A 25,838-nucleotide genomic window follows, 5' to 3' on the forward strand; every position below is an offset into this window, starting at 1 on the left:
CCGCGCTCCCTGACCGGAGGTCAGTAGGATGCTGCGACACCGCGGCGGACGCGGCGGCGCAGAAGGGCGGACCCCCGATGGACTCGGCCAGGCCCGGCCACCCCCAGGACAACGAACCACGATCCGGCCGAGTGCCCGACACCCCGCACCGGCTTCCCGGCGGGGTGTGTCCGCCCCCCGCGGAGGCCAGGCCGCCCCGGCGCGGCCAGGGCGAACTGGAGTCCCAGGTCCTCGCCGTACTGCGGTCCGCGAAAGGCCCCGCGACGGCCGGCTGGGTCCAGGAACGCCTGGACGGCGACCTCGCCTACACCACCGTCATCACGATCCTCTCCCGCCTCCTTGTGAAGAAGGCCGTGACCCGCACCCGCGAGGGCCGCTCCTACGTCTGGACGTCCGCCGCCGACGAGGCCGGACTCGCGGCCCTGCGGATGCGCCGGGTGCTGGACGGCGAGCGGGACCGGGGGGCCGTCCTCGCCCGTTTCGTCTCGGCCCTCTCGCCCGGCGACGAGGAACGCCTGCGCGCCCTGCTCGCCGGGGCCGCCGCCCCGGACGACCCGCCGCAGCACGGCCCCCGGGAACCCGGTTCCCGCGAGACGGAAGGCCAGTAGCCCGCCGATGGGTGTCTTCGTCTGGCTGCCGCTGATCCTGCCGTTGACCGCGCTGCCGATCGCGCGTCTGGCCCAACAGCATCTGCACCCGCGTATCGCGACCCGGCTGCTCGCCGTCGTCGGCGTGCTGCTCGCCCTGTGCAGCACGCTCTGCCTGGGCCTGCTGATGGTCGTGGGCACCGCCCAACTGCCGGGCAACCCGCTCCCGGACAGCTGGGCGGACCCGGAGGTGCGCGAGGCGGTGCCGTACGACGAGAAGGCGGGCGTCGTCGCGATCGGGGTACTGGCCGTGGTACTGGCGGCCTGCGGCCGGACGGTGCTGCGCCATGTGCGGCTGCGGGTGCGCGCGGGCCGGGCACTGGCCGCCGCGCCCTCGGTCGTCGAGGACGGGGTCGCGGTGCTCCCGGACCCGGAGCCGTACGCCTACGCGCTGCCGGGCACCCCGGGCCGGGTCGTCGTCTCGACCGCGATGGCCGACTGCCTGGACGCCGACGAGCGGCGCGCCCTGATCGCCCACGAGCGGGCCCACCTCGCGGCCCGGCACCACCGCTATCTGCTGGCCGTCCATCTCGCGGCCCGCGCCAACCCGTTCCTGCGGCCGCTGCGCACCGCGGTGTCGTACAGCACCGAGCGGTGGGCGGACGAGGAGGCCGCCCGCGCGGTCGGCGACCGGCGGGTGGTGGCGATCGCGGTGGGCAAGGCGGCGCTGTACTCGCACCGGGGGCCGGACGCCTCCGCCGGGTTCGCCGCCTTCGCGGCCCCGGCGGGCCCGGTGCCGCGGCGGGTCGAGGCGCTGCTCACCCCGGTGGAGCCGGTGCGGCTGTGGCCGCCGTCCTCCGCCCATGCCGCCCTCGCCGCGCTGGTCGCGACGGTGGGCACGGTGGCCTCGGCGCTCTCCTCGCTGAACGCGGCGGTGACGCTGGTGGGCATCCTGCACGCGGCGACCCCGCTCTGAACCGTTCGGGAGCGGACGGTTCGCGGCGGGGTCGCGGGGGTGGTGCGGGTGCTGCGGGTGCGTCAGGACTGGTCGGCGGCGGGCGCGAAGTCCTGCTGCGCGGCGACGGGCTCGGCCCGTACGTCCCCGGGCTTCGTACCGGCTCCGGCTCCGGCCGGGGTGCCGGCGCCGCCGGAGACCCCGGCGTCCGTCCCCTTCCCGGCGCGCCAGGCGCCGATCCGGGCCGCGACCGGCTGGGTCCAGCGGGCGGTGAGCGGGCCGACGATGACCAGGATGAGGACGTAGGCGGTGGCGATGGGCCCGATCCGGGGCTCGGTGGCCACCGCGAGACCGGCGATCACGATGGAGAACTCACCGCGCGCGACGAGCGTGCCGCCGGCCCGCCAGCGGCCGCGCGAGCCGATCCCGGCCCGCCGGGCGGCGTACCAGCCGGTGGCTATCTTGGTGAAGACGGTGGTGATCGCGAGCAGCGCGGCGGGGATCAGCACCGGCGGGATCTCGGCCGGGTTGGTGGAGAGCCCGAAGAAGACGAAGAAGACGGCGGCGAACAGGTCCCGGAGCGGCGTCAGCAGCTTGCGGGCCCCCTCGGCGACCTCCCCGGAGAGCGCGATGCCGACCAGGAAGGCGCCGACGGCGGCGGACACCTTCAGCTCCTGCGCGACCCCGGCGACCAGCACGGTCAGCCCGAGGACCACCAGCAGCAGCATCTCCGGGTTGTCGGAGGAGACCGCCCGGCTGATCAGCCGGCCGTGCCGCAGCGCCAGGTAGAGCACCAGCCCGACCGTGCCGAGCGCGATGAGCAGTGCGACGCTGCCGCCGGCGAGGCCGACACCGGCCACCATCGCGGTGAGCAGCGGCAGGTAGACGGCCATCGAGAGGTCCTCGATGACGAGGACGCCGAGGATGACCGGCGTCTCCCGGTTGCCGAGCCGTCCGAGGTCGGTGAGCACCTTGGCGATGACCCCGGACGACGAGATCCAGGTGACCCCGGCCAGGGCGACCGCCCCCACCGGACCCCAGCCGAGCAGCAGCGCCGCCACGGCTCCCGGGGTCGCGTTGAGTACGAAGTCCACGGCCCCGGAGGGGTACTGGGTCTTGAGGCTGGTGACCAGTTCCGACGCGCTGTACTCCAGTCCGAGCAGGAGGAGCAGCAGGATGACGCCGATCTCGGCGCCGACGGCGGTGAATTCCTCACTGGCCCCCAGCGGCAGGAGCCCGCCCTGTCCGAAGGCGAGTCCGGCCAGCAGGTAGAGCGGGATCGGGGAGAGGCCGATGCGGCCGGCGAACCTCCCGATCAGTCCGAGCCCCAGAATGACGGAGCCCAGCTCCACCAGCAGTGCGGTCGTGTCGTGCACGGTCAGCCCTCCGCGATGATCTCGGAGAGCGTGTCCACGCCCTCACGTGTTCCTACGACGACAAGCGTGTCCCCGATGGCCAGCCGGAAGTCCGGCCCGGGGGACGGGTGCGCGCTGTGGGTCCTCAGCACGGCGACGATCGACGCCCCCGTCCTGGTGCGCGCCTTGGTGTCCCCGAGCAGCCGCCCGCCGTACGGGGAGCGGGTGCCGAGCGGGATGTGCTCGGTGACCAGGTCGATGCCCTCGGTCCGGACGGCGTCGATGGGCGCCGCGTCGATGAGGTGCGCGAGGCCGGTGGCCTCCTGGGGCGTCAGCGGTACCGAGAGCCGGCACGAATCAGGGTCGTCCTGGTCGTAGAAGCCGATGAACCGGCGCCCGTCGTGGTGGACGACGACGGAGATGTGCTGGCCCGACTCGGTCGTGTAGTCGTACTGCACACCGACTCCGGGCAGCGTGGTGCGGTGGGTTCCCATGGCTTCCTCCCGAGGGTGCGCGCCGACTCCGACGCACTTGGTGATCTCTTTATCCGCCCATTACCTTATCCGGAGGGTCCCACCGGCCACGGGGCGTGGGCCGCACGGGTGGGTGTACGGGGGGTTGCGCGGGGGTGCCGGACGAGCCGGAGCGGGCCTCTGCTCCCTTCCGGGCCGTCACCCCGCTGGATACGCTGCCGGGATGTCCGCCCCGGAAGGCCTTCGCCGAGAGTCCGCCCGCGTTCTCCTCCTCGACGAGCGGGAACGCCTGCTCCTGCTGAGGTTCCGGGTCGACCCGGACGACCCCGGGAGCGGTCACGGATGGTGCACCCCGGGCGGCGGCGTCGAGGACGGGGAGAGCCCGGCTGAGGCGGCGTCCCGCGAACTCCGGGAGGAGACCGGGCTGTCGATCGGGCCGGAGGAGCTTGGCGCGATGGTCGCGGAGACCTCCGGGTACGCGGATCTCGGATGGGCCGAGGGTGTCTTCCGGGACGTGTTCTTCCACGCCCGGGCCACGGGCGGCCGCATCGACGAGTCCGGGCTGGCGGACGACGAACGCAGGTACCACGCCGGGTACCGCTGGTGGACGCTCGCGGAGCTGGCGGCCACCGAGGAGACGGTCTACCCCTTCGGCCTGGCCCGACTGGTGGCCGGACTCGTGGCAGGGCGGGTCCCGGAAGCCCCGGTCCGGCTGCCCTGGCACCACTGACCCCGGGCGGCACGACCCCTACCCTCGGGCGGTATGGAGTGGATATCGCCAGTCAGCACGGCGCTCGGTGCGGTGATCGGAATCGGTTCCACGCTGCTCACCGACCGGCTCAGATGGCGCAGGGAGCGGGCCGGGCAGAGCCTCGACGTCCGGCGGCAGCTCTACGCCGAGTACACCGCCGCGCTCTCCCGGACGCGCACGGCGCTCGACGAGTGCGCGCGGGAGGAGGGCCACGGGGAGGAGCGCCGGCAGCGGGTGCGCGAGGTGTTCCTGGCACCCGGGGCCTACGAGATCCGCCACCAGCTGGCCATCGTCGCGCCCCGGGAGATCGTGGACGCGGCCCGTTCCGCGTTCCTGGTCCTGCGGGACACCCGGGACCTGCTGGTGGCGGGGGCGGCGGACGCGGACGGTCCCGTCGCCGGCGGCCCCGCCTACCGTGAGCTGGAGGACCGGCTCGACCGGGCGCTGGCGGAGCTCCGGGCCGTGATGCGCCAGGACCTCGGTGCCGTCGATTCGATCACCCGGCGGTGAGGCGGGGGCGCGGGGGAACGTCCGGCCCGGGGCCGCCCCGGGTCAGCGGACCGGGAAGCCGTAGAGGTAGCCCTGCTCCCGGAGCCAGGGGAGGACCTCGCGGAGGGCGGTGAGGGTCTGGGAGCGGTCGCCGCCGGCGTCGTGGAAGAGGACCGTCGGGCCGTTGGCTATCTCGCGCTTGACGGTGGCGACCATGACGTCCGCGCCGGGGCGCTCGAAGTCCTTGGTGTCGACGTTCCAGCCGAGCGGACGCATGCCGTGCGAGGCGGCGAGCTGGCGGCTGAACGGGGTGAAGGCACCGCCCGGGGCGCGGTAGTACTGCGGGCGGACACCGCCGGACGCCTTGGTGATCATGCGCTCGGCGTCCAGGATCTCCTTGGACTGGTACGCCTCGGACTTGCGGTCCATCGAGGTGTCGTGCGAGACCGTGTGGTTGCAGAGCCGGTGGCCTTCCGCCACGACCCGCTTGACCAGGTCCGGGTAGGCCTGGGCCTGCGTGCCGACCATGCAGAACGTGGCCTTCACCTTGTTCTCCTTGAGCAACTGGAGAACCTGCGGGGTCCAGTTGGGGTCCGGGCCGTCGTCGATGGTGATGTTGACGCCCTTGGCACCCTTGTCCGAGGCGTGCGCGATGTCCACCGCGACCTTGGCGGCCTTGCCCTCGTCATGGGCCGGCGACGAGACGCTCGCCTCCGGCTTGCTCGCACCGGCGGGGTCGGCCTGCGCGGTCCACACCGAGGCGCCGGCGGCCAGCGCCGTCACTCCGAGGGCGGCCCCGAAAAGTCGGCCGTGCCATCCCCGTCCCTTGTGCTTCGCCATGCCGCCCGCCCCTTTTGATTTCGTCTCCGCCGTGCCCTGCGTCAATGAAGCCATACGAACGCCCGTACGGGCCCCGCTGTTACCGATCGCGGACGATTCCGCAGGGGATCGGCGACAGTCGGAGCCCGTACCGGACCTCGGAACCGGAGCGTCCGCTACCTCACCAGCTCTTTTGCGAGTTACTTCACGTCGACGAAGTCACCGGCGGCGCTGACGGCCGGGGTGGTGGACGTGCCGGCGAAGCTGTAGCGCCAGTAGCCGTCGACCGACGCCTTGGCCGTCGTCTTCAGCGTGCCGGTGCTGCTGGTCCTGATGGTCTTGACGGTGGTGTAGGTGCTGCTGTTCTTCTTGCGGAACTGGAGCTTCACCGACTGGCCCGCGTAACCGTGGTACTTGTTGTCCTCCCAGTTGGCCCGGGAGAGCTTGCCGGTGATGGTGAGGGTCTTGCCCTTCTTCACCGGCTCGGGCGCGGCGTTGACCGTCAGCTTCGAGTAGCGCTGCACCTTGAACCGGGCGGCGGCGTCCCGGTGGATGTAGTTGAGATCGTTGGCGGAGACCAGGACGCCGAGGTCCCAGGTGGCCGCCGCCTTGTTGTTGACGAAGCCGGTCGACGCCGTCGGGTCGAACGTCAGCGTGCCGGAGCACGTCGACGTGGTGGCGTTCGCCTTGACGCAGGTGATCTCGTCGTCCCAGATCTGCGCGTAGTTGGGGTTGGGGCCGAAGGCGCTGATGTACGTGGTCTCCGCGATGCCCGAGTTGTCGGACGCGGTCACCGAGACCTTGAAGGACACCTTGTTGGTGGTGCCGACCACGACCGGCTTGCCGCCGTTGACGACGACCTTGTCGATCCTGATGTCGCCCGAGCCGCCGTCCGCGGCCTGGGCGGCGGTGGTGCCGATACCGGTGGCGGCCAGCGCGAGGCCGGCGCCGATCAGGGCGACCCGTCCGGCTCCGCCGATGTTCCCGGTCCTGTTCGTGTGATGCATGGAACCCCCCTGTGAAGTTCTTGATCAACCACCAGGAGCCTACGTCGTTGGCCAAGACTTTGCCCTGCGCTTATTGAATGGTGGTCTTCTCCGTCCGCTCCGTCTCTTCCGCGCCGCGGAAGAAGGCGAGCATGGCGGCGTTGACCAGGTCGGGGTGGTCGATCTGCGGGCCGTGGCCGGTCCCGGCGATGATCTCGGCGCGGGCCCCGGGGATCAGCCGGGGCACCCGCTCCAGCTGGCGCTTGGGGTGGACCAGCAGGCTGCGACGGCCCATGACCAGGTAGAACGGCATACGGATGGTGCTGAGCTGATCGTCGGTCAGCGGGAGGGGCGAGGGCCGCCGGATCCGGAAGGCCCGTACACCGGCCTGGATCATCGCGCGCAGCTCCGGCACCACGAGCACCGGCTGTTCCAGCCAGGCGGCCAGCCGGGGACGCAGCGCCTTCGGGGCGAAGGTCGCGAACAGGCTGGCGAAGATCCAGACGAAGAAGCGCAGCCCCACCTTCTCCAGCCCGCCCGGGTCCAGCGCGGTCACCGAGGCGAGCCGGCCGGGGCGGAGGTGGGCCTGGTTGATGACGAGCCAGCCGCCGTAGGAGGAGCCGACGAGGTGGACCCGGTCCAGCCCCAGCGCCTCCAGGGCCTCGTCCATCCACCGGGCGGCGCGCTCGGGCTGCCACATGGGCTCGCGGTGCACGCTGCGGCCGGGGTCGCCGGGGGTGTCGAGGGCGTAGACGGGCCGTTCGGCGGCGAGCGCCCGGGTGTTGGGGTACCACTGCGCGGAGCAGCCGCCGGAGCCGTGGATCAGGACGACCGGGGTGCGGGCGGCGGCGGCCGGGTCGTCGGGGCCGTACCGGTACACGTGCGTGGTGCCGAAGCTGGTCTCGACATCGGTCTCGGCGCCGGCCGGGGCGCCCAGCGCGTACAGGGCGTCGCAGGCGGCGAAGTAGCGGTCGCGCAGCTTCTCGTTGACGTAGCGGCCGATGTCGCGGCGGGCTCGGGCGGTTGTCTCGGGCACAGCGCACCTCCGGTGAGGCTGGTCGGGACGTCACCGGGAAGGGGAATCGGCCCCACCCGGTATTGATACGACCGTACCATTATGTTGGTACGGCGGTACCATGAAGATGTCCGGGCAGGCGGCCGGGGCGCGCGTGCGAGCGATGAGGTGGAGGCCGGGAAGTATGCCGAAGCGCGTGGACCACGAGGAGCGGCGGGCCCTGATCGCCGAGGCGCTCGTCCGGGTCGCCGGGCGGCGCGGGCTGCACGCGGTCGGCATGCGCGACGTCGCGGCCGAGGCGGGGGTGTCGCTGCGGCTGGTGCAGTACTACTTCGGCACCAAGGAGAAGCTGCTGCTCTACGGGCTGCGGCACCTCACCGACCGGTTCTCCGCCCGGGTCGGCGAGCGGCTGCGGGCCCAGGGCCTCGGCCCGGGTCCGCGCGCGACGGCCGAGGCGCTGCTGCTGACCTCGCTCCCGACCGATCCGGAGAGCCGCACCTTCCATCTGCTCTACACCTCGTACGCGGTGCTGTCGGTGACCGACGAGGCGCTGGCCGCCCAGCCGTTCACCGACCGGCCGGACGCCGCCGAGGACGTCCTGGCCGGGCTGATCCGGCAGGCGCAGGACTCCGGCGCGGCCGACCCGGGCGCGGACGCGCGTACGGAGGCGGTCGGCCTGCTCGCGATGGCGGCGGGGATGGGGACCGCCGTCCTGGTCGGCCAGCGCACCCCGGAGTCGGCCGCCGCGGTCCTCCGCCACCACCTGGACCGCGTCTTCACGCCCCCGGCGGCCGGGTGACGGCGTACGGCGGGGGTGTGCCCTCCCCGTCCGTGGCCGTGGCGCCGCCCCCGCCCGCCGTTCCCCGCTAAGCGGTGGCCCAGGGTCGGTGGCCCGGGCCCGTCGGGTGGGTGCCCGTGACGCCCATGACCACCGAGTAGAGGCTGGTCTCGGCGGTGAGGAAGAGGCGGTTGCGCTTGGGGCCGCCCCAGGAGATGTTGGCCACCGCCTCGGGGACGTCCAGCCGTCCGATCAGGGTGCCGTCCGGGTCGTAGCAGTGCACGCCGTCGCCCATCGCGGCGGCCCAGAGCCGGCCGTCGGCGTCGAAGCGGATGTTGTCGAAGCGGGCCGCCGCGCGGGCACCGGCCTCGGCGAAGACCTCCCCGTCCGTCAGCGTCCCGTCCTCCCGCACGCCGAGGACGCGGATGAGGCCCGCCCCGGTGTCGGAGACGAACAGCCGCCGCTCGTCCGCCGAGAAGACCAGCCCGTTGGGGGCCCGGAAGCCGTCGGCGACCAGGCGCACCTCGCCGGTGACGGGGTCGACGCGGTAGACGTGGTTGGCGCCGATCTCACTCTCCGCGCGGTGGCCCTCGTAGTCGCTGGTGATGCCGAAGTCCGGGTCGGAGAACCAGACCGAGCCGTCGGACTTCACCGTCACGTCGTTCGGGCTGTTCAGCCGCCTGCCCTGCCAGTGGGAGGCCAGCACGGTCACTGTGCCGTCGTGCTCGGTGCGGGTCACCCGGCGGTTTCCCTGCTCGCAGGTGACCAGGCGGCCCTCGCGGTCGAGGGTGTTGCCGTTGGTGTGGCCCGCCGCGCGGCGGAAGACGCCCACGGCGCCGGTCTCCTCGTCCCAGCGCAGCATCCGGTCGTTGGGGATGTCGCTCCAGACCACCTGCCGCCAGGCGGGCACGTAGAGCGGGCCCTCGGCCCACCGGCAGCCGGTGTACAGGACTTCGAGGGCCGCGTCACCGTTCATGCACCGCCCGGTGCGGAACCGGTCGTCGAAGGATTCGTAGAGTGCGGGGCGTTCCTGAGTCATGACGCTCGTCCCTCTCGGCAGGACCGAATGGTTTCCTGTGCAGAAGGGAGAATGCAAGATGCCGTATGGCTGTGACAAGAATCTGTCGAACGGAGAGCCGTGGATCACATCGATCGCGTACTGCTGACGGAACTTCAGCGGGACGCCACCCAGTCGTACGCGGTGCTGGGCCGGGCCGTGGGGCTCTCGGCCGGCGCCACGCACGAGCGGGTGCGGAAGCTGCGGGAGCGCGGGGTGATCCGGCGGACGGCGGTCGAGGTCGATCCGGCGGCCGTGGGGTACGGCGTGCTGGCCTACGTGACGGTCGACTCCACCTCGTGGATGGGGGATTCGGCCGAGTGCTTCGCGGCCGTTCCGGAGATCCAGGAGGCGCACGTCATCGCTGGGAACGCCTCGGTGCTGGTGAAGGTCAGGACCGCGACCACCGAGCGGTTGCAGGACGTGCTGCGGCGCATCCACGCGATCGAGGGGGTCAACGGGACCAGGGCCACGGTCGTCCTGGAGACCTTCTTCGAGCGGCCCGTCCCGCCGGACTCCGGCGTCCGGGACCAGGACTGAGCTTCCGGCGCCCGTCGTGAACCCCGAGGGGCCGTGTCGCACGGGCCTCGTGAGGCGCTTGTGAACATTCGGCATCGGATCGCAACTGGCGTGTCGGTCTTGACAATTGCCAGAGCGGCCGATGTTAAGATCATCTTACTTCCAGTGGGCTGATGGCATATGGGGGCATTCCGGGAGGGATGAATTCCTCGGCTCCACATCCGGAGGGGCCTTCCCCGGGTGGCGCAGGTCGTGGCCGGACCGGCCCGGCAGGTGTGGTACCCGAAGGATCGTCAAGCCGTATCCCTAGCCATGGCACTTGAAGTGAGTCTCATGACATTTGCACAGGGCCTGCTCTTCTGGGCGCTGGTTGTCGTCGCGTTGGCCGCCGTGGGTGCCGTTCTGCGGGCTCGTACGACCAACATCCGCTTGCGTAGACAGAACGCCGAACTGCACCAGCAGCGCGACCTGCTGCAGAGGCAGCGGGACGAAATCCACGTCGCGCACACCGGCCTGACGCATCAGCACTCCGCCGAGCTGACCGAGGTCCGCCGGGACGCCGAGGAGGAGACCAAGGCGGTCCTCAAGGCCGCCGTCCGTACGCTGCAGAGCCTCGCGGACGAGCAGCAGCTCGTCATCGAGAACGCCCAGCGCAAGTACGGCGACGACCCGGCGATCCTCGCCGACCTGATGGCCGTCGACCACGCCAACAGCCAGTTCGGGCGCCGGGCGCAGGGCATCGCGGTGCTCTGCGGCGGCTGGCTCGGGCGGCGCGAGACCGTCGCGTCCGTGTACGACGTGGCCCGCAGCGCCCAGGGGCGCATCCGCCACTTCGACCGGGTCCGGGTCAACGGCCAGGTGAACTTCTCGGTCGTCAGCCGGGCCGTGGAGCCCGTCGCGGTGGTCCTCGCCGAGCTGCTGGCCAACGCCACCAACTACTCGGCCCCCGGCACGCCGGTGGAGGTCAACATCCAGGCGGTGCCGACGGGGGTCTGCCTGATCGTCGACGACGCCGGCCTCGGCATGGGCCAGGAGGAGAAGGACCGCGCGGCGGCCCTGCTCGCCCCGCAGGCCGCGATCAGCGTCTCCAGCCTGGGCATCCCCCCGCAGTTCGGTTTCGCCGTCTCCGGGGTGCTGGCCGCCCGGTACGGCTTCAAGGTCTCGGTGGACTCGGTGTCCCCGTACGGAGGTGTGCGCGCGGTGGTACTGCTCCCCGACGAGCTGCTGACCAACGACCTGCCGGCCCCGGCCGCCGTGCCCGCCCCGGTCCCGGTCGCCGTCGAGCGGCACGACGCGGAGATCGCGGCGCTGCCCCGGCGCCAGGCACCCGCCCCCGTACCGGCCCCGGCGCCCGCGCCGCTGCCGCCGTCCCCGACCCCGCTGTTCCCCCCGGCCGCGCACACCGGCGCCGCCCCGCAGCCCTTCGGGTCCGCACCGCAGCCTTTCGGGTCCGCCACCACCGCCGGCGGCCTGCCCAAGCGTCGTCGCAAGAGCCCGGTGTCGGTGGTACCGCCGGCCGAGGCCGGTCCGGTGCGCAGCAATGAGGAGACCGCTTCCCGTCTGGGCGCGTTCCAGCGCGGAACGCGGTCCGGGCGAGACACGACGACGACGGAAGGACCCGAGTTCCAGTGAACCCCGATCTGTCCTGGGTACTCAACGACCTGCTCCAGGTACCCGGCGCGCGCCACGCGATCCTGGTCTCCGCCGACGGTCTGCTGCTGGCCAACTCCAGTGAGATCGGCCGGGACGACGCGGAGACGGTGGCGGCGGCGATGAGCTCCATGCAGTCGCTGAGCCGGGCCGTGGCGCCCTTCATCGGGGCCCAGGCCGCCCCGGGCCGCTGGCGGCAGACGCTGCTGGAGTACGACCACGGCTGGATCTTCCTGATCGCGGCCGGCACCGGTGCCTATCTCGCCGCGGCGGCCGCCGCCGACGTGGACATGGAGGCCATGTCCTTCCGGATGCAGCAGCAGGTCACCGCGTTGGGGAAGGCGATGACGACGCCGCCCCGGCAGGACGCGGGGGTCGGCGTACCGGGATCCGGCATATGACGACGCCGGGCGACGAGCAGGCGGTCAGCAGCGGCTTCGTCCGCTCGTACGTCGTCACCGGCGGGCGCAGCCTGCCCGACGCGGAGGTGCTGTCGCTGGTCACCCTGGTGACCATCGCGCCCGACCGGCAGCCGCCGCCGAACCCGAGCCCGGAGGTCCGGGCGATCTGGGAGCTGTGCTCGGGCGGCTACCTGTCGGTGGCCGAGGTGGCGGGCCATCTCGGCCAGCCGGTCGGGGTGGCGCGGCTGCTGCTGAACGATTTAGCGGAACAAGGTCACCTGATGCGCCGCCAGGCGCCCCCGCCGGCCCAGCTCGTTGACAGGAAGATCCTCGAAGAGGTGTTGCATGGACTCCACGTCCGGTTCGGCTGACAGCATCTATGTGTCGGACGCGGTGCGCCGGGCGGCGAAGATCCTGGTCGTCGGGCACTTCGCGGTGGGCAAGACCACGCTCATCGGCACCCTCTCCGAGATCACTCCGCTCCGTACCGAGGAGCGGATGACCCAGGCCGGGGCGCACATCGACGACCTTCGGGGCGCGCCGGACAAGGTGACCACGACCGTGGCGCTGGACTTCGGCCGGCTGACCCTCAGCGACGAACTGGTGCTGTACCTGTTCGGTACGCCGGGCCAGCAGCGGTTCGTCGAGCTGTGGGAGGACATGGCGCGTGGTTCGCTGGGCGCCCTCCTCCTGGTCGACCCGGCCCGGCTCGCCGACACCTTCCCGGTGATCGACCTGGTCGAGACGTACGGGCTGGAGTACGCGGTCGCGGTCAACAGCTTCGACCCGGGCAGCCGGCACGGCGAGGCGGAGCTGCGCGAGGCGCTCGACCTGCTGCCGGACACTCCGGTGGTGTACTGCGACGCCCGGGACGAGAAGTCGTCCGCGCAGGCCCTGATCACCCTGGTCCAGCACCTCCTGACCCGCGTGGCCTGAGCCACCGGGGCCCGGACCGCCCCGGCCGACCGGGCCCCGGGGCCGCCGGCCCGTTCTCCTTCCACCGTACGGGCCGCCCCCGGCCCGCGTTCACACCGAGGAATCACACATGGACTCGTCGCCGGGATCCACCCCGTACCGCGCCGCCGACAGCGCCCCCAGCGGGTGCCCGATGGGCGGTGGGCGGCAGACCTCGCTCTACGGGCCGGAGTTCGCCGCCGATCCGCAGCGCGTGTACGACACGTTCCGGGCGCACGGGCTCGCCGCCCCGATCGAGCTGGCCCCCGGCGTGGAGGCCACCCTCGTGGTGCAGCACGAGGCCGCGCTGCGGGTGCTGCAGAACCCGTCGTACTTCGCCCGCGACTCCCGGCGCTGGGCCGCGCTGCGGGAGGGCCGGGTGCCGATGGACAGCCCGGTGCTGCCGATGATGATGTACCGGCCCAACTGCCTGTTCACGGACGGCACGGAGCACCTGCGGCTGCGCAAGGCGGTCACCGAGAGCCTCGCCCGGCTCAACACCACCCGGCTCAGCCGGGACGTGGAGCGGATCGCCGACTACCTCATCGACCAGTTCGTCGAGCGCGGCAGCGCGGACCTGCTCGGCGACTACGCCAAGCTGCTGCCGCTCCTGCTCTTCAACCAGCTCTTCGGCTGCCCCGGCGACATCGGCGACCGGCTCACCCGCTCCATGTCCGCGATCTTCGACGGTGTGGACGTGCTCCGGGCCAACACCGAGCTGACCGAGTGCCTGATGGAGCTGGTCGCCCTCAAGCGGCGCCAGCCGGGCGAGGACATCACCTCCTGGCTGATCCAGCACCCGGCCGGGCTGCGGGACGAGGAGCTGAAGGACCAGCTCGTGATGCTGATGGGCGCGGGCGTCGAGCCGGAGCGCAACCTGATCGCCAACGCGCTGCTGCTGATGCTGTCCCGCGAGACCGGCGCCCCGCAGCGGCGCGGCACCGGCATGCTGGTCGAGGACGCCCTCGACGACGTGCTGTGGAACAACCCGCCGATCGCCAACTACGCGGCGCACTACCCGGTCCAGGACATCGACCTGGGCGGGGTGACGCTGCGGGCCGACTCCCCGGTCCTGATCAGCTTCGCCGCGGCCAACAGCGACCCGGCGCTCACCGACGCCCGCCAGACCCTGAGCAAGGGCGCCCACCTGGCCTGGGGCGCGGGGCCGCACGTCTGCCCGGCGAAGTCCCCGGCGCAGCTCATCGCGCTCACCGCGATCGAGAAGGTCCTCAACTCGGTGCCCGACCTGGCTCTCGCCGTGGATCCGCACGCGGTCGAGTGGCGGCCGGGCCCCTTCCACCGGGCCCTGGTCTCGCTCCCGGTCCGCTTCACCCCGGCCGCCCGCCGCTCGGCCGCGGTGCCGGCCGCGCCGTCGGCCGCCGCCCCGGTCCGGGAGTCCGCGCCGGACCCGGCCGCGTCGGCCCCGTACGACCGGTCGGCCGAGCAGCCGAAGAAGACCAAGGGCTGGTGGAGCTCCTTCCTGGACGTCTTCCGGGTGTGACGGTCTGTCATCGACGGTCGGTGCGACCGGCCGTCGATGACACGGAGAGGGACGCGAGCGGCCGGTAACCGGTCATGGAGAGCGCGGAATCGGTCACCTTGAGGCTGGCTGATTCCGCGCTACGCGCAATTAGTCGTAAACCGGCCTTGTCTGTACATGACGGCCCATTATTTATGTAACTGGAGTGACTCACGAGGCAGTTGGTACTCGTGTGAGTGATTGACAAGGGGCCGGATGGCACTTTCGTTGTGATACGGCCAACAGCGAAGCGCGCTTGGGCGGCATATGCGGAGGGGTAGGTTCTGCCGGTAACCATGAGCCCAGGTCAAGGAACTCTGCGTGAGCGCTATACGTGGCACCGACAGTCACCCCGAAGACCGGCGTGCCCTCATCTCCCTCCTCAGACGTCTCAAATCGCCCGAGGGGCAGGCTGATCCCTACCCTCTACTGGCCCGGCTGCGGGCCATGGGCGATGTCGTACGCGCTCCCTGGGACGCGTACTTCGTGACGGGTTACGACACCTGCAGCGAAGTGCTGCGGGGCCGGAACTGGCTGGCCCCCGACTTCGCCTGGCAGGAGCGACAACCGGACCCCGAGCGCTGGCAGGCCGCCGCCACGCAGGAGATGACCAAGACGCTCTCCCGGCTCAACGCCCCCGAACACACCTGCCAGCGCCGCAGCCTCGGCAACCTCTTCGACCGGTCGACGATCGAGCGGCTGACCCCGCTGGTCGAGGAGCACGCCACCCGCCTCCTGGACGACCTGGCCGACAAGCTCCGCTGGGGGGAGGCCGACTTCGTCAGCATCGTCAGCGAACAGCTCCCGATCAGCACCATCGGCTCCTGGCTGGGCATCCCGCCCGAGGACCACGCGCACATCCTGGAGATCACCCACAACCAGGTGCACGCCCAGGAACTGCTGCCCACCAAGAGCCAGCTCGCCGTCTCCGCCGAGGCCACCCTCCAGCTGCGCGCCTACTTCACCGAACTCGTCGAGCGGCGCCGCGCCCACCCCGGCAACGACATCCTGACCGGCTGGATCCACCACTGGGACGCCCGCGAGCCGGACCGCGGGACGGCCGACGAGATCCTCTACCGGCTCACCATGTTCGTCACCATCGCCTCGCTGGAGACCACCGCGACCCTGCTGTCGGCCATGGTGGAACTGCTGCTGAGGGAGCCGGGCCGCTGGGAGTGGCTGGCCCGCAACCCGGGGCACATCGACGCCGCCGTCGACGAGGTGCTCCGCTACGACCCGCCGATCCACATCAACACCCGGGTGGCGGCCGAGGACACCGTGCTGGCGGGCGTGCCGATCGCCAAGGACAGCATGGTCCACGTGATGTACGGGGCCGCCAACCACGACCCCCGGCGCAACGAGGACCCGGACGCCTTCGACATCCGGCGTCGCGGCACGCATCTGACCTTCGGCGGCGGGGTGCACTACTGCCTGGGCGCCGCCCTCGCCCGACTGGAGGCCCGCACCCTCCTGACCCAGCTGCTGAAACGATTCCCCACCCTGCGGACCGTCGCCCCCGCCGACTACGCCTCCCGGCTGGTCTTCCGCCGGATCGTCTCGCTGGGCGTGGCGGCATGACGCTCCCGCCCCCGCCGTACGTGCCCCCGCCCCCGGCGTACGCCCCCGCGCCGCCGCGGCCGAGCACCCTGCGGGCCGAGCGGGACGGCGCCGTGCTCCGGGTGGAGCTGGACTCCCCGGAGACCGGCAACGCGGTGACCGGGGCGATGCTGGACGACCTGCTGACGGTGCTGGCCGTGCCCGACCCGGACGTCCGGGTGCTGGTGCTCAGCGGTGCCGGGGACGACTTCTGCCTGGGCGGGGACCGGGGCGAGTTCGCCGACTGGCTGGACGCGGACCCGACCGGCCGGGGCATCCGGATCGCCGGTGAGAAGGCCCGCCGGGTCTGCGAGGCGATCTCCACCAGCCACGCCGTCACCATCGCCCGGATCCAGGGCCGGGCGATCGGCGCCGGGCTCGCCCTGGCCCTCGCCTGCGACCTGCGGGTGGGCGCCGACACCGCCGGCTTCCGGCTCCCGGAGCTGGCGCTCGGGCTGCCCACCGCCTGGGGCGGCGTACTGCCCCGGCTCATCCACGAGGTCGGCGCCGCCCGCGCCCGCGAGCTGATCCTCACCGGGCGCGCCTTCGACGCCGCCGAGGCGCACGAGCTCTCCGTCCTCCAGCGGATCGTGCCCGAGGACGGGCTGGACGCGGCGGTCGCCGCCTGGACCAAGCCCATCGTGCGCCGCCCCGAGGCCGCCCTGCGGGTCACGAAGGCCCTGCTCAACTCGTACGCGGCCCCGACCCGGCTGGCCGATCCGGCGGTGCTGGACGCGGAGCTCATGGCCACCGTCGCGGCGGCGACCCGGCGCCGGTAGCCCACGCCCGGCCGCCCGCGCGGCTCCCGGACGCGGCACACCGCCGCCGTCCGGGAGCCGCGCCGCCGGGTACGTAAGGACCGGCCCGTTCCGGCCGGATCGCGCACCGCGCACGGGCGGGCCGGATCGCGTACGGGCCGGTCCGGTCGTACTGCACCGGCCGTAGAGGCGACCTGCACCGGCCGTAGCCCGTACTGCCTGCGGGCGCACGACGACACGGCATCCGTTCTCACGAAGGATCGAGGCATCCCTCCGGCCCCGCCGCGCCCCGGCGCGGTCCCGGCACGGCCGGAGGGCGGCACCACGCCGCAGCCCCTCCGTCCGATCCAGAGAAACCGGAGCGCCCCTTCGTGGCCACCTTCCTCCACCGGCTGGGCCGGCTGTCCTTCCGACGGCGCCGGCTCGTCGCCCTGCTCTGGGCCGTGCTCCTGGCCGCCTGCGCCCTGGCCGCGGCCAAGGCGCCGACCGCGCCCGACGACGCGTTCTCGATGCCCGGGACCGAGTCGCAGAAGGCGTTCGACCTGCTGGACCGGCGCTTCCCGGGCGGCAACGCGGACGCCGCCGACGCCCGGATCGTCTTCGTCGCCCCCGAGGGCCAGAAGATCACCGCGGGCCCGAACCGGGCCGCCGTCGAAAGCGTCGTCGCCGACGTGGCGGACGGCCCGCAGGTCCGGACCGTCCTCGACCCGTTCTCGCTGGCCGGGGCGGTCAGCGGGAACGGCACGACCGCGTACGCCACCGTCGCCTTCACCGCGGCGCCCGCCGAACTCACCGACGCCGCCACCGACGCCCTGCGCGACGCCGCCGAGGCCGGGCAGCGGGCAGGCCTGACCGTGGAGATGGGCGGCACCGCCCTGGCCCCGGAGAGCGAGCTGGGCGGCGCCACCGAGGCCATCGGGCTGGCCGCCGCCGCGGTCGTCCTGCTCGTCACCTTCGGCTCGCTCGTCGCGGCGGGCCTCCCGCTGCTCACCGCGGTCGTCGGCGTCGGCATCGGCGCCGCCTCGATCGTGGCCGTCGGGATGTCCGCCACGACCACCACCCTCGCCCTGATGCTGGGGATCGCGGTCGGCATCGACTACGCCCTGTTCATCGTCTCCCGCTACCGGACCGAGCGCGCCGAGGGCCACGGAGCCGAGGAGGCCGCCGCCCGCGCCACCGGCACGGCGGGCTCCGCCGTCGTCTTCGCCGGGCTCACCGTCGTCATCGCCCTGGCCGGCCTGTCCGTGGTCGGCATCCCGATCCTCACGAAGATGGGGGTCGCCGCCGCGAGCACCGTCGTGGTCGCCGTCCTGGTCGCGCTGACCCTGCTGCCCGCGCTGCTCGGCTTCTTCCCGCGGGCCGTGCTGGCGCGCGCCGGACGCGGCGAGCGGCCGGACGGGGAACGGCCGGGCCGGCGGCGGGCGCGCGGCGTCCGCCCCGCGCTGGGCGTCCGCTGGGCCCGTGCGGTGGTCCGGCGCCCGCTCGCCGTCCTGGTCCTGGCCGTGCTCGGCCTCGGACTGATCTCCGTACCGGCGCTCGACCTGCGGCTCGGCATGCCCGGCGACGAGGCGCAGCCCGTCTCCACCACCCAGCGCCGCGCCTACGACGCCCTGGCGGACGGCTTCGGCCCCGGCTTCAACGGGCCGCTCACCGTCGTCGTCGACGCGAAGGACGCCGCGGACCCGAAGAGCGCCGCGGACCGGGCCGGGAAGCGGATCGCCGCCACCGGGGGCGTCACCGCCGTGACCCCCGCCGCCTTCAACAAGGCCGGTGACACCGCGGTCCTCACCGTCGTGCCCACCACCGGGCCCAGCTCCGCGGCCACCGCCGACCTGGTCCACGACCTCCGCCGCACGGCGCGCGGCCTGGCCGCCGACACCGGCGCGACGATGCTCGTCACCGGCACCACCGCCGTCAACATCGACCTGGCGCAGAAGGTGAACGACGCCCTGCCGACCTACCTGGCGCTCGTCGTCGGCCTGGCCTTCCTGCTCCTGATGATCGTCTTCCGCTCGCTGCTGGTCCCGCTCAAGGCCGCGCTCGGCTTCCTGCTGTCGGTCGCGGCGGCCTTCGGCACGATCGTCGCGGTCTTCCAGTGGGGCTGGTTCGCCGACCTCCTCGGCATCGAGCAGACCGGCCCCGTGGTGAGCCTGATGCCGATCTTCCTGATCGGGGTGGTCTTCGGCCTGGCCATGGACTACGAGGTCTTCCTCGTGACCCGGATACGGGAGGCGTACGTGCACGGGGAACGCCCCCGCGCGGCGGTCGTCACCGGCTTCCGGCACAGCGCCCGGGTGGTCGGCGCGGCGGCGGTCATCATGATCGCGGTGTTCGCCGGGTTCGTCGGGATGACCGACCCGATGATCAAGATGGTCGGGGTGGGCCTCGCCGCGGCCGTCCTCTTCGACGCCTTCGTGGTCCGGATGACGATCGTCCCGGCCGTGCTCGCCCTGCTGGGCGACCGGGCGTGGTCGCTGCCCGGGTGGCTGGCGAGGGTCCTGCCCGAGGTGGATGTTGAGGGCGAGGCGCTGAACCGCACCGCCCCCGGGAAGCCCGCGGCCGAGCCCGTGGGCGTATGAGCCCGTCGTCCGGCCGGGGCCGGTACGCGCCCCGGCCGGACGAACCGGGAGAATTCAAAGGAAACGGCACGGTCCGCAGGAGGGAGAGGGAGAACGTGTTCACCGAAGGGCGCCGGTGGCTCCGCCACCACCCGCGCACCACGGACCTGCTGGTGGCGGTGGTGCTGTGGGGCGTCGCCGTCTTCGCCGGCACCCTGGCCCAGGGCCGGATCGTCCGGGCCCCGGAGCCCGGGTTCGTGCTGGCCGCCCTGGTGCCCTCCGCCGTCCTGGTGCTGGGCCACCGCCGCTACCCGCGCCTCACGGTGGTGGCGACCACCGTGACCGGTGGCGCCCTGGGGCTCATGGGCAACCCCGGCTCCGGTACCTCCTTCGACCCCAACACGAGCGTGGTGGGCGCCGCCCTGGTCGCCCTCTACCTGCTGGCCCAGCGCACGACCCCGCGTACGGCCGCGGTCTACACCGTCGGCTCGGCCGTCGCCCTGCTGGTCTTCTCCACCGGCTGGAACCACCCGGCGCTGCTCAGGGGCGACCAGCTCGGCCTCGTCTCGTCCGTCCTGCTGGCGGGGGCCCTCGGCGAGCTGGTACGGAGCCGGCGCGACCATCTGGCGGCCGTGGAGGCCCGCGCCGAACTGGCCGAACGCACCCGCGAGGAGGAGGCCCGGCGCCGGGTCGGCGAGGAGCGGACCCGGATCGCCCGCGAACTCCACGACATCGTCGCCCACCACATCACCCTCGCCCACGCCCAGGCCGCGACCGCCGCGTACCTGCTGCGCAGCAAGCCCGACCAGGCGCAGCGGACCCTCGACCAGCTGGCGGGCACCACCTCCTCCGCGCTGCGCGAGCTGAAGGCGGCCGTGGGGCTGCTGCGCAGCGAGGGCGATCCGGAGGCCCCGCTGGAGCCCGCGCCCGGGCTGGCCCGGCTGCCGGAGCTGATCGCCTCGTTCGAGCAGGCGGGCCTGGCGGTGTCGGTCCGGGTGGAGGGCGAGGTCCGCCCGCTGCCGCCGGGCGCCGATCTGACCGCGTACCGGGTCGTGCAGGAGGCGCTGACCAACGTCACCAAGCACGCGGGCGGTGCGAACGCCTCGGTCCGGCTCGTCTACGGGCACCGGGTGCTCACCCTGACCGTCATCGACGACGGTCAGGCGCGACCGGCCACCGGAACCCCGGGTTACGGTCTCATCGGCATGCGCGAACGGGCCCGCTCGGCGGGCGGCCGGCTGGCCGCCGGACACCGGCCGGGCGGTGGTTTCGAGGTGTCCACCGAGCTTCCGCTGGAGGAGCCGGGCGGGGCCTTTCCCGGGGAGTCCGGGGAAGGGGACGACGACGGGAGGACGGCGCCGTGACCATCCGGGTGCTGCTGGCCGACGACCAGGCGCTGCTGGCCGGAACGTTCCGGCTGCTGATCGAGTCGAACGACGACATGGAGGTCGTCGGCGTCGCGGCGGACGGCCGCGAGGCGGTGGAGCTGGCCCGGACCGCCGTCCCGGACGTGGTCGTCATGGACATCCGCATGCCGGGCATGGACGGTCTCGCCGCCACCGAGGCGATCTGCCGCGACGAGACGCTGCGGAGCACCCGCATCCTCATCCTCACCACCTTCGAGATCGACGAGTACGTGACCCGGGCCCTGCGGGCGGGTGCCAGCGGCTTCCTCGGCAAGGACGTCGGCCCCGAGGAGCTGCTGGACGCCATCCGGACGGTGGCCGCGGGCGACATGCTGCTGTCGCCCACCGCGACCCGGTCCCTGATCACCCGCTACCTCGCCCGCCCGGAGGGCCGGACCGCCGCCCCGGCGTCGCTGGACGTCCTGACGGCCCGGGAGCGCGAGATGATGGCGCAGGCCGCCGAGGGGCTGTCGAACGACGAGATCGCCGCGCTGATGCACGTCAGCCCGTTGACCGTACGGACGCACATCGGCCGTGCGATGTCGAAGCTGGGCGCCCGGCACCGGGCCCAGCTCGTCGCCATGGCCTACCAGTCGGGCCTGGTCCGGGTCGACCCGCCGCAGGACCGGGGGTAGCGCCCCGGCGCCCGACGCGCGGGACGGCGGTGTGCCGGCGAAGGGCTGTCCCGCGATCCGCGGCGGATCGGCGCGCGGCGTCGGATGCGCTGCGTCGCAAGGCGGAGGAATATTCGCATAGTGGATGTATGCGGATGTTCCGACAACGCGGCAAGGTGCCGTAGCGCTGCGGCGAGGTGCCAGAGCCGTCGCCGCGCGCCCGCCAGGGATCGCGGGGCAGTCCCTGGCGCGAGGAGCCGGACCATCCACCCGATCGGGAAGGAGTCAGGCCATGGCCGCACTGCCGGAGGGCACCCCCTGCTGGGCCGACGCGATGTTCGCCGACCTGGAGGCCGCGAAGCGCTTCTACGGGGACGTGCTGGGCTGGACGTTCGGTGAGTCGTCGGCGGAGTTCGGCCACTACACCCAGGCGTACGCCGACGGGAAGGCCGTCGCCGCCCTGATGCCGCCGATGCCCGGCCAGGAGGCCCCGTCGGCCTGGTGCCTCTATCTGGCCTCGCCCGACGCCGCCGCCACCGCCGAGAAGATCCGCGCGAACGGCGGCGAGACCCTGATGGACCCGATGCCGGTCGGCGACTTCGGCACGATGGTGATGGCCCGCGACCCCGGCGGCGTCGCCTTCGGCGTGTGGCAGGCGGGCAGCCACGAGGGCTTCGGGGCGCGCGGGGTGCCCGGCGCGTACTGCTGGGCCGAGGTCTTCACCCGGGAGCCCGCGAAGGCCGACGCCTTCTTCCCCGCCGTCTTCCCGTACACCCTGCGCGAGATGCGGGACGAGCACGTCGACTTCCGGCTCTTCAACCTCGGCGACGAGACCGTCATGGGCCGGATGGCGATGGGCGACGAGTTCCCGCCCGAGGTCCCGTCGTACGTGAACGTCTACTTCACCGTCGCCGACTGCGACGCGGCCGTCGCGAAGGCCACCGAGCGCGGCGCCGTCCTCCGCTACGGCCCGCAGTCCATGCCGTTCGGCCGGTTCGCCGCGCTGACCGACCCGCAGGGCGCCGCGTTCTCCCTGATCGACGTGGATACGACCGAGGGCGCCCCGCCCGAGACCGCCCCGGTCTCCTGACCGCCGTGCTGTTCGTCGACCGCGCCGACGCGGGACAGCAGCTGGCCGAGGAGCTGCGCGGTCTGGAGCGGGAGGACCCGGTCGTGCTGGGCCTCCCGCGCGGCGGCGTCCCGGTGGCCTTCGAGGTGGCGCAGACCCTCGGCGCCGAGCTGGACGTGATCGTCGTCCGCAAGCTCGGGGTGCCGCACCACGAGGAGGTGGCGTTCGGCGCCATCGGCGAGGACGGGGTACGGGTCGTCAACGAGGATGTCGCCGGTCCGCTGCGGGCCGGCCGGCAGGACCTCGCGGCGGTCGAACGCGTCGAGCAGGCCGAGCTGGCCCGCCGGGCCCGGGTCTACCGGGCGGGCCGGGCCCGGGTACCGCTCGCCGGCCGGACGGTCGTCGTCGTGGACGACGGCATCGCGACCGGCGCCACCGCCGAGGCCGCCTGCCGGGTGGTGCGCGCCCAGCACCCGGCCCTGCTGGTGGCGGCCGTACCGGTGGCGCCCCCGGAGGCGCTCGTACGGCTGCGCCGGGTCGCGGACCGGGTGGTGTGCCTGTCGGCGCCCCGGCTGTTCCACGCGGTCGGCGAGTGGTACCGGGACTTCTCGCAGACCCCCGACGACGAGGTGATCTCCCTCCTGACCCGGGCCCGCAACGGCGGCCACCCCACACCGGGCTGCGACTGACCGCCCGACGGCCGGGGCGGCCGGTCGCGGGGCACGGTCAGCCCGTGCAGAGGACGTCCTGCCCGGGCCGCTTCCCCGTGGTCAGGAAGGTGGTGACGGCGCGGTCTCCGCAGGCGTTCCCGTTGGCCAGGTACATGCCGTGGCCGCCCCGGTCGACGGCGACCATACGGGCCCGTCCGCCGAGGGCGGCGCGCAGCCGCAGGGCGCCGGAGTAGGGGGAGTACGGGTCGCGCAGGCCCTGGATCATCAGGATGTTGGACGGTCCCCGGTCGGTGATCGCGACCGGCTTCTCGACGGGGGCGTCCTTCCAGAAGGCGCACGCGTTGATGTTCGCCGGTGCCCCGGCGGTCAGCGGATGGGCCACCCGGTCGGCGGCGACGGCCCGCCGGTACTGGGCGACGGTGCCCCGCCAGCGCACGTCGTTGCAGACCACGCCCATCGCGACCGTCGCGTCCGCGTCCGGCAGCGGCCCGCTCAGCGCGGCGGGCAGCACCGGCTTCGCCGTGCCGTCCCCGCCCTTGCCGTCCCCGGCCGCCCGGACCAGTTCCGCGAACCCGGTGAAGGAGTCGTCGGAGGCCAGCGCCAGTTGGAGTGCCTGGCGCAGCCGGTTGCCGGTCAGCGGAACACCCGGAGTGGTGGTCTCCGCCGGCTCCCGGTCCAGCCGCGCCGCCAGCGCCAGCACCAGTGGCCGCACGTCCTCGGCCCGCTGCGCGAGCCGCAGCCCCTCCGCGTCCCGGGCCGGATCGGCGGCCCAGCGCGCGAAGTCGGGGAAGCGGTCGTCGACCCCCACCGCCGCACTGGCCATCCAGCCCTGCTCGACCCGCGCCGGGTCCGGGTCGTCGTTGCTGTCCAGGACCCAACGGTCCGTGTGCTGCGGGTACTTCTGCGCGTACACCGCCCCCACGTACGTGCCGTACGACACGCCCCAGGCCGAGAGCCTCTCCTCGCCGAGCGCCTGCCGGAAGCGGTCGATGTCCCGCACCTCGTTGGCCGTGGTGAGGCTCCGCAACAGGGCGCCGCCGTTGCGGGCGCAGGTCCCGGCGGTGCGCCGGGCCCGGACCACGTTCTCGTCGATCGAACCGTCGGGGCCGGGCCAGGACCGGATGTTGATCAGCTCCCGGTCCTCCGGCCCGAGGCCGCAGCCCGCCTTCGTACTGCCGCCTGCCCCGCGCGGGTCGAGGCTCACGACGTCGTACCGCCCGCCCGTCTCCCGCTGTAACGCCGTCCCCGTCTCCGTCACCTCCCGCACCCCGGAGCCGCCCGGCCCGCCCGGGATCACCAGCAGCGTCCCGCGCCGCTCGGCGGGCCGGTCGCTGCGGACCCGGGTCACGGCGAGGGAGAGCCGCGGCCCGTCCGGATCCCGGTAGTCCAGGGGGACGGGCAGTTCGGCGCACTCCTGCCCGGCCGGTCCGTCCGCCCGGGCGCAGGGCCGCCAGGAGAGCGCGGGTACGGAGTCGGCGGAGGCGGCGGCCTCCGGAGGCGCGGCCCCGGTGAGCAGGGTGACGGCGGCGGTGGCGGACAGGGCGACGAGCGCGGCGGATTTTCGGTAACTCCTCATGTCCCACAGCGTGGTGGGGCGGGGCCCTCCGGCCCATCCGGCAGCCCGGACGGAGACCGGTGGGGCTGTCCCCCGGAGCACAGGGGGGCGTGCTCACGTACGTCACGTCGTGGGGCGGGGCGCGAAAAACCTTGGACGGGCCCCCGGTTGATCATCTACTCTGTGGCTCCACGCCCTGAGACGGACGGAAGGAGGCGAGTGCCGTGCAGTTCACGTCTTTCCCGCGCTCCCTTTTCCGTTGTCCCCGCGTGGTCCGCGAATTCTGACGAGTTCCGAAGAATTCCGGCCGGGAGCGCTCCGAGCAGCCCTTATCCCGGAGGAATCCATGACCGACACGGTCATTCGCACGCTCTCCACGAGCGATGCCCATCTTTTCGACGCACTCCCCGACCCGCTCGGCACCCGTGAGAGCCATCGGCTCACCCGGTTCCGTACCGAGTGGATGCGCGTCGCCCTGCGCGGCGGCGAGGTCGTCGCACGCGGTGCGTGGTGGGGCGGCCCCGACGACCCGGAGCCCGTCAACATCAACTGGTTCGACGTGGCCGAGGGCGAGGAGGCGGCGGGGGCCGAGCTCCTGCGTTCCGCTCCCCGGCAGGTCGAGCTGGAGTTCAACCTGCCGGGCGGCTGGCAGGACGATCCCGGCCTGCGCGCCGCCGCCGACACCCGCTTCGCCGCCGCCCGGGCCGCCGGGTACGAGCTCCTGGCGGAGCGCTTCCTGTACCGCTGGACCCCGGACCACGGCCTGCCCGAGCGGCCCGGACGGCTCCGCTTCCGGGCCGAACCCGACGACGCCGTGTTCTTCGACGCGCTGCGCGACATCCACTCCGCCACCCTGGACGCCCACGCGCTCCAGGCCGTCGCGGAGGGCGGCCTCGACCAGGCGGCCCGGGAGGAGCTCGACTTCTTCCACTGGTGCCCCTCGCCGAGGGAGTGGTGGCAGACCGCGTACACGCCGGAGGGCGAGCTGGCCGGCATCCACATCCCCGCGCACAACCCGTCCGGCCCGATCATCGGCTACATCGGGGTCGTGCCGGGGCAGCGCGGCCGCGGCTACGCCTACGACCTCCTCGCCGAGTGCACCCACTTCCTCGTGGAGCGGGGCGCGGAGTTCATCAGCGGGGCGACGGACCAGGGCAACTTCCCGATGGCCGCGAACTTCGCCCGGGCCGGCTTCCCCGTCGTCCGGGAACGCGTCAACTTCCGGCCGCCGGCCCCGGCGGCGTAGGGCGGGCGCCGGGGACGGGACGGTACGGAACCGGCCGTCCCCGGCGCACGGCCCCGT

25 protein-coding genes and 1 pseudogene are annotated in these 25,838 nt (G+C 73.2%); 19 read left to right on the top strand and 7 right to left on the bottom strand.

What is annotated here, in order from left to right; all coding sequences use genetic code 11:
- Nucleotides 1–131: 131 nt before the first annotated feature.
- Together ACIQGQ_RS09785 and ACIQGQ_RS09790 are read left to right on the top strand one after the other, a co-directional pair.
- The gene (locus tag ACIQGQ_RS09785) at nucleotides 132–608 is read left to right on the top strand and encodes a BlaI/MecI/CopY family transcriptional regulator (RefSeq protein ID WP_402392868.1); all 477 of its coding nucleotides are present in this window, start codon (nucleotides 132–134) and stop codon (nucleotides 606–608) included.
- 7 nt (nucleotides 609–615) lie between these two features.
- Nucleotides 616–1,563, top strand: a complete 948-nt coding sequence (locus ACIQGQ_RS09790; protein WP_402392870.1) for a M56 family metallopeptidase — start codon at nucleotides 616–618, stop codon at nucleotides 1,561–1,563.
- Nucleotides 1,564–1,625: 62 nt separating this feature from the next.
- On the opposite strand, the gene ACIQGQ_RS09795 is transcribed toward ACIQGQ_RS09790, so the two are convergent.
- Together ACIQGQ_RS09795 and ACIQGQ_RS09800 are read right to left on the bottom strand one after the other, a co-directional pair.
- On the bottom strand, nucleotides 1,626–2,918 hold the full coding sequence (locus ACIQGQ_RS09795) for a cation:proton antiporter (RefSeq protein WP_402392872.1): 1,293 nt from the start codon (nucleotides 2,916–2,918) through the stop codon (nucleotides 1,626–1,628).
- Between the two features lie 2 nt (nucleotides 2,919–2,920).
- Nucleotides 2,921–3,391, bottom strand: coding sequence for a TrkA C-terminal domain-containing protein (locus ACIQGQ_RS09800; RefSeq protein ID WP_352274180.1), 471 nt, complete (start codon nucleotides 3,389–3,391; stop codon nucleotides 2,921–2,923).
- A gap of 202 nt (nucleotides 3,392–3,593) precedes the next feature.
- Between ACIQGQ_RS09800 and ACIQGQ_RS09805 the strand changes: the two genes are divergently transcribed.
- Nucleotides 3,594–4,100: an NUDIX hydrolase gene (locus ACIQGQ_RS09805; RefSeq protein WP_402392875.1), complete on the top strand. Its 507-nt coding sequence runs from the start codon at nucleotides 3,594–3,596 to the stop codon at nucleotides 4,098–4,100.
- 33 nt (nucleotides 4,101–4,133) lie between these two features.
- Complete coding sequence (locus ACIQGQ_RS09810; protein WP_402392878.1) at nucleotides 4,134–4,631, top strand: hypothetical protein; 498 nt, start codon at nucleotides 4,134–4,136, stop codon at nucleotides 4,629–4,631.
- A 42-nt stretch (nucleotides 4,632–4,673) separates the two neighbouring features.
- Here the strand turns inward: ACIQGQ_RS09810 and ACIQGQ_RS09815 are convergent, their stop codons facing one another.
- The 3 genes from ACIQGQ_RS09815 to ACIQGQ_RS09825 all read right to left on the bottom strand — a co-directional run bounded on the left by ACIQGQ_RS09815 (nucleotide 4,674) and on the right by ACIQGQ_RS09825 (nucleotide 7,451).
- Complete coding sequence (locus ACIQGQ_RS09815) at nucleotides 4,674–5,450, bottom strand: polysaccharide deacetylase family protein (RefSeq protein ID WP_402392880.1); 777 nt, start codon at nucleotides 5,448–5,450, stop codon at nucleotides 4,674–4,676.
- A gap of 179 nt (nucleotides 5,451–5,629) precedes the next feature.
- Nucleotides 5,630–6,436 carry a calcium-binding protein gene (locus ACIQGQ_RS09820; RefSeq protein ID WP_402392883.1) on the bottom strand — a complete coding sequence of 269 codons (807 nt, stop codon included), beginning with the start codon at nucleotides 6,434–6,436 and terminating at the stop codon, nucleotides 5,630–5,632.
- Between the two features lie 70 nt (nucleotides 6,437–6,506).
- Nucleotides 6,507–7,451 carry an alpha/beta fold hydrolase gene (locus ACIQGQ_RS09825; protein ID WP_402392886.1) on the bottom strand — a complete coding sequence of 315 codons (945 nt, stop codon included), beginning with the start codon at nucleotides 7,449–7,451 and terminating at the stop codon, nucleotides 6,507–6,509.
- Nucleotides 7,452–7,614: 163 nt separating this feature from the next.
- Here ACIQGQ_RS09825 and ACIQGQ_RS09830 point away from each other — a divergent pair, with 163 nt between their 5' ends.
- Nucleotides 7,615–8,229, top strand: a complete 615-nt coding sequence (locus ACIQGQ_RS09830) for a TetR/AcrR family transcriptional regulator (RefSeq protein WP_402392888.1) — start codon at nucleotides 7,615–7,617, stop codon at nucleotides 8,227–8,229.
- A 67-nt stretch (nucleotides 8,230–8,296) separates the two neighbouring features.
- On the opposite strand, the gene ACIQGQ_RS09835 is transcribed toward ACIQGQ_RS09830, so the two are convergent.
- Nucleotides 8,297–9,247: an SMP-30/gluconolactonase/LRE family protein gene (locus ACIQGQ_RS09835; RefSeq protein WP_402392891.1), complete on the bottom strand. Its 951-nt coding sequence runs from the start codon at nucleotides 9,245–9,247 to the stop codon at nucleotides 8,297–8,299.
- 99 nt (nucleotides 9,248–9,346) lie between these two features.
- Between ACIQGQ_RS09835 and ACIQGQ_RS09840 the strand changes: the two genes are divergently transcribed.
- The 13 genes and pseudogenes from ACIQGQ_RS09840 to ACIQGQ_RS09900 form a co-directional block, all read left to right on the top strand.
- Nucleotides 9,347–9,805 (top strand): Lrp/AsnC family transcriptional regulator, encoded by a 459-nt coding sequence (locus ACIQGQ_RS09840; protein WP_402392894.1) that lies wholly within the window; start codon nucleotides 9,347–9,349, stop codon nucleotides 9,803–9,805.
- Between the two features lie 312 nt (nucleotides 9,806–10,117).
- Nucleotides 10,118–11,416, top strand: a complete 1,299-nt coding sequence (locus ACIQGQ_RS09845; RefSeq protein WP_402392897.1) for an ATP-binding protein — start codon at nucleotides 10,118–10,120, stop codon at nucleotides 11,414–11,416.
- The gene (locus ACIQGQ_RS09850) at nucleotides 11,413–11,835 is read left to right on the top strand and encodes a roadblock/LC7 domain-containing protein (RefSeq protein WP_366288795.1); all 423 of its coding nucleotides are present in this window, start codon (nucleotides 11,413–11,415) and stop codon (nucleotides 11,833–11,835) included. Before ACIQGQ_RS09845 ends, ACIQGQ_RS09850 begins: the two co-directional genes overlap by 4 nt.
- A complete protein-coding gene (locus ACIQGQ_RS09855) occupies nucleotides 11,832–12,206 on the top strand; it encodes a DUF742 domain-containing protein (RefSeq protein WP_402392900.1) in 375 nt (124 codons plus the stop codon). The genes ACIQGQ_RS09850 and ACIQGQ_RS09855 overlap by 4 nt, the downstream gene beginning before the upstream one ends.
- Nucleotides 12,181–12,771 (top strand): GTP-binding protein, encoded by a 591-nt coding sequence (locus ACIQGQ_RS09860; protein WP_402392903.1) that lies wholly within the window; start codon nucleotides 12,181–12,183, stop codon nucleotides 12,769–12,771. Before ACIQGQ_RS09855 ends, ACIQGQ_RS09860 begins: the two co-directional genes overlap by 26 nt.
- 109 nt (nucleotides 12,772–12,880) lie before the next feature.
- Nucleotides 12,881–14,290: a cytochrome P450 gene (locus ACIQGQ_RS09865; RefSeq protein WP_402392906.1), complete on the top strand. Its 1,410-nt coding sequence runs from the start codon at nucleotides 12,881–12,883 to the stop codon at nucleotides 14,288–14,290.
- A gap of 465 nt (nucleotides 14,291–14,755) precedes the next feature.
- Nucleotides 14,756–15,886, top strand: a complete 1,131-nt coding sequence (locus ACIQGQ_RS09870; RefSeq protein WP_402393429.1) for a cytochrome P450 — start codon at nucleotides 14,756–14,758, stop codon at nucleotides 15,884–15,886.
- The gene (locus ACIQGQ_RS09875; protein ID WP_402392909.1) at nucleotides 15,883–16,683 is read left to right on the top strand and encodes an enoyl-CoA hydratase/isomerase family protein; all 801 of its coding nucleotides are present in this window, start codon (nucleotides 15,883–15,885) and stop codon (nucleotides 16,681–16,683) included. Before ACIQGQ_RS09870 ends, ACIQGQ_RS09875 begins: the two co-directional genes overlap by 4 nt.
- Nucleotides 16,684–17,033: 350 nt before the next feature.
- Nucleotides 17,034–19,241, top strand: a complete 2,208-nt coding sequence (locus ACIQGQ_RS09880) for an MMPL family transporter (protein WP_402392912.1) — start codon at nucleotides 17,034–17,036, stop codon at nucleotides 19,239–19,241.
- Between the two features lie 95 nt (nucleotides 19,242–19,336).
- Nucleotides 19,337–20,584 carry a sensor histidine kinase gene (locus tag ACIQGQ_RS09885; protein WP_402392914.1) on the top strand — a complete coding sequence of 416 codons (1,248 nt, stop codon included), beginning with the start codon at nucleotides 19,337–19,339 and terminating at the stop codon, nucleotides 20,582–20,584.
- On the top strand, nucleotides 20,581–21,261 hold the full coding sequence (locus ACIQGQ_RS09890) for a response regulator (protein WP_402392916.1): 681 nt from the start codon (nucleotides 20,581–20,583) through the stop codon (nucleotides 21,259–21,261). Before ACIQGQ_RS09885 ends, ACIQGQ_RS09890 begins: the two co-directional genes overlap by 4 nt.
- Before the next feature lie 271 nt (nucleotides 21,262–21,532).
- Complete coding sequence (locus ACIQGQ_RS09895; protein WP_402392919.1) at nucleotides 21,533–22,330, top strand: VOC family protein; 798 nt, start codon at nucleotides 21,533–21,535, stop codon at nucleotides 22,328–22,330.
- A gap of 5 nt (nucleotides 22,331–22,335) precedes the next feature.
- Nucleotides 22,336–22,971, top strand: a pseudogene (locus ACIQGQ_RS09900) (phosphoribosyltransferase); the annotation flags it as partial.
- A 64-nt stretch (nucleotides 22,972–23,035) separates the two neighbouring features.
- Here ACIQGQ_RS09900 and ACIQGQ_RS09905 read toward each other — a convergent pair.
- Nucleotides 23,036–24,556 (bottom strand): alpha/beta hydrolase, encoded by a 1,521-nt coding sequence (locus ACIQGQ_RS09905; protein WP_402392922.1) that lies wholly within the window; start codon nucleotides 24,554–24,556, stop codon nucleotides 23,036–23,038.
- Between the two features lie 325 nt (nucleotides 24,557–24,881).
- Here ACIQGQ_RS09905 and ACIQGQ_RS09910 point away from each other — a divergent pair, with 325 nt between their 5' ends.
- Complete coding sequence (locus tag ACIQGQ_RS09910; RefSeq protein ID WP_402392925.1) at nucleotides 24,882–25,781, top strand: GNAT family N-acetyltransferase; 900 nt, start codon at nucleotides 24,882–24,884, stop codon at nucleotides 25,779–25,781.
- The last annotated feature ends 57 nt before the right edge of the window (nucleotides 25,782–25,838 follow it).

This window comes from Streptomyces sp. NPDC092952 (assembly GCF_044754785.1).
Classification (GTDB): domain Bacteria; phylum Actinomycetota; class Actinomycetes; order Streptomycetales; family Streptomycetaceae; genus Streptomyces.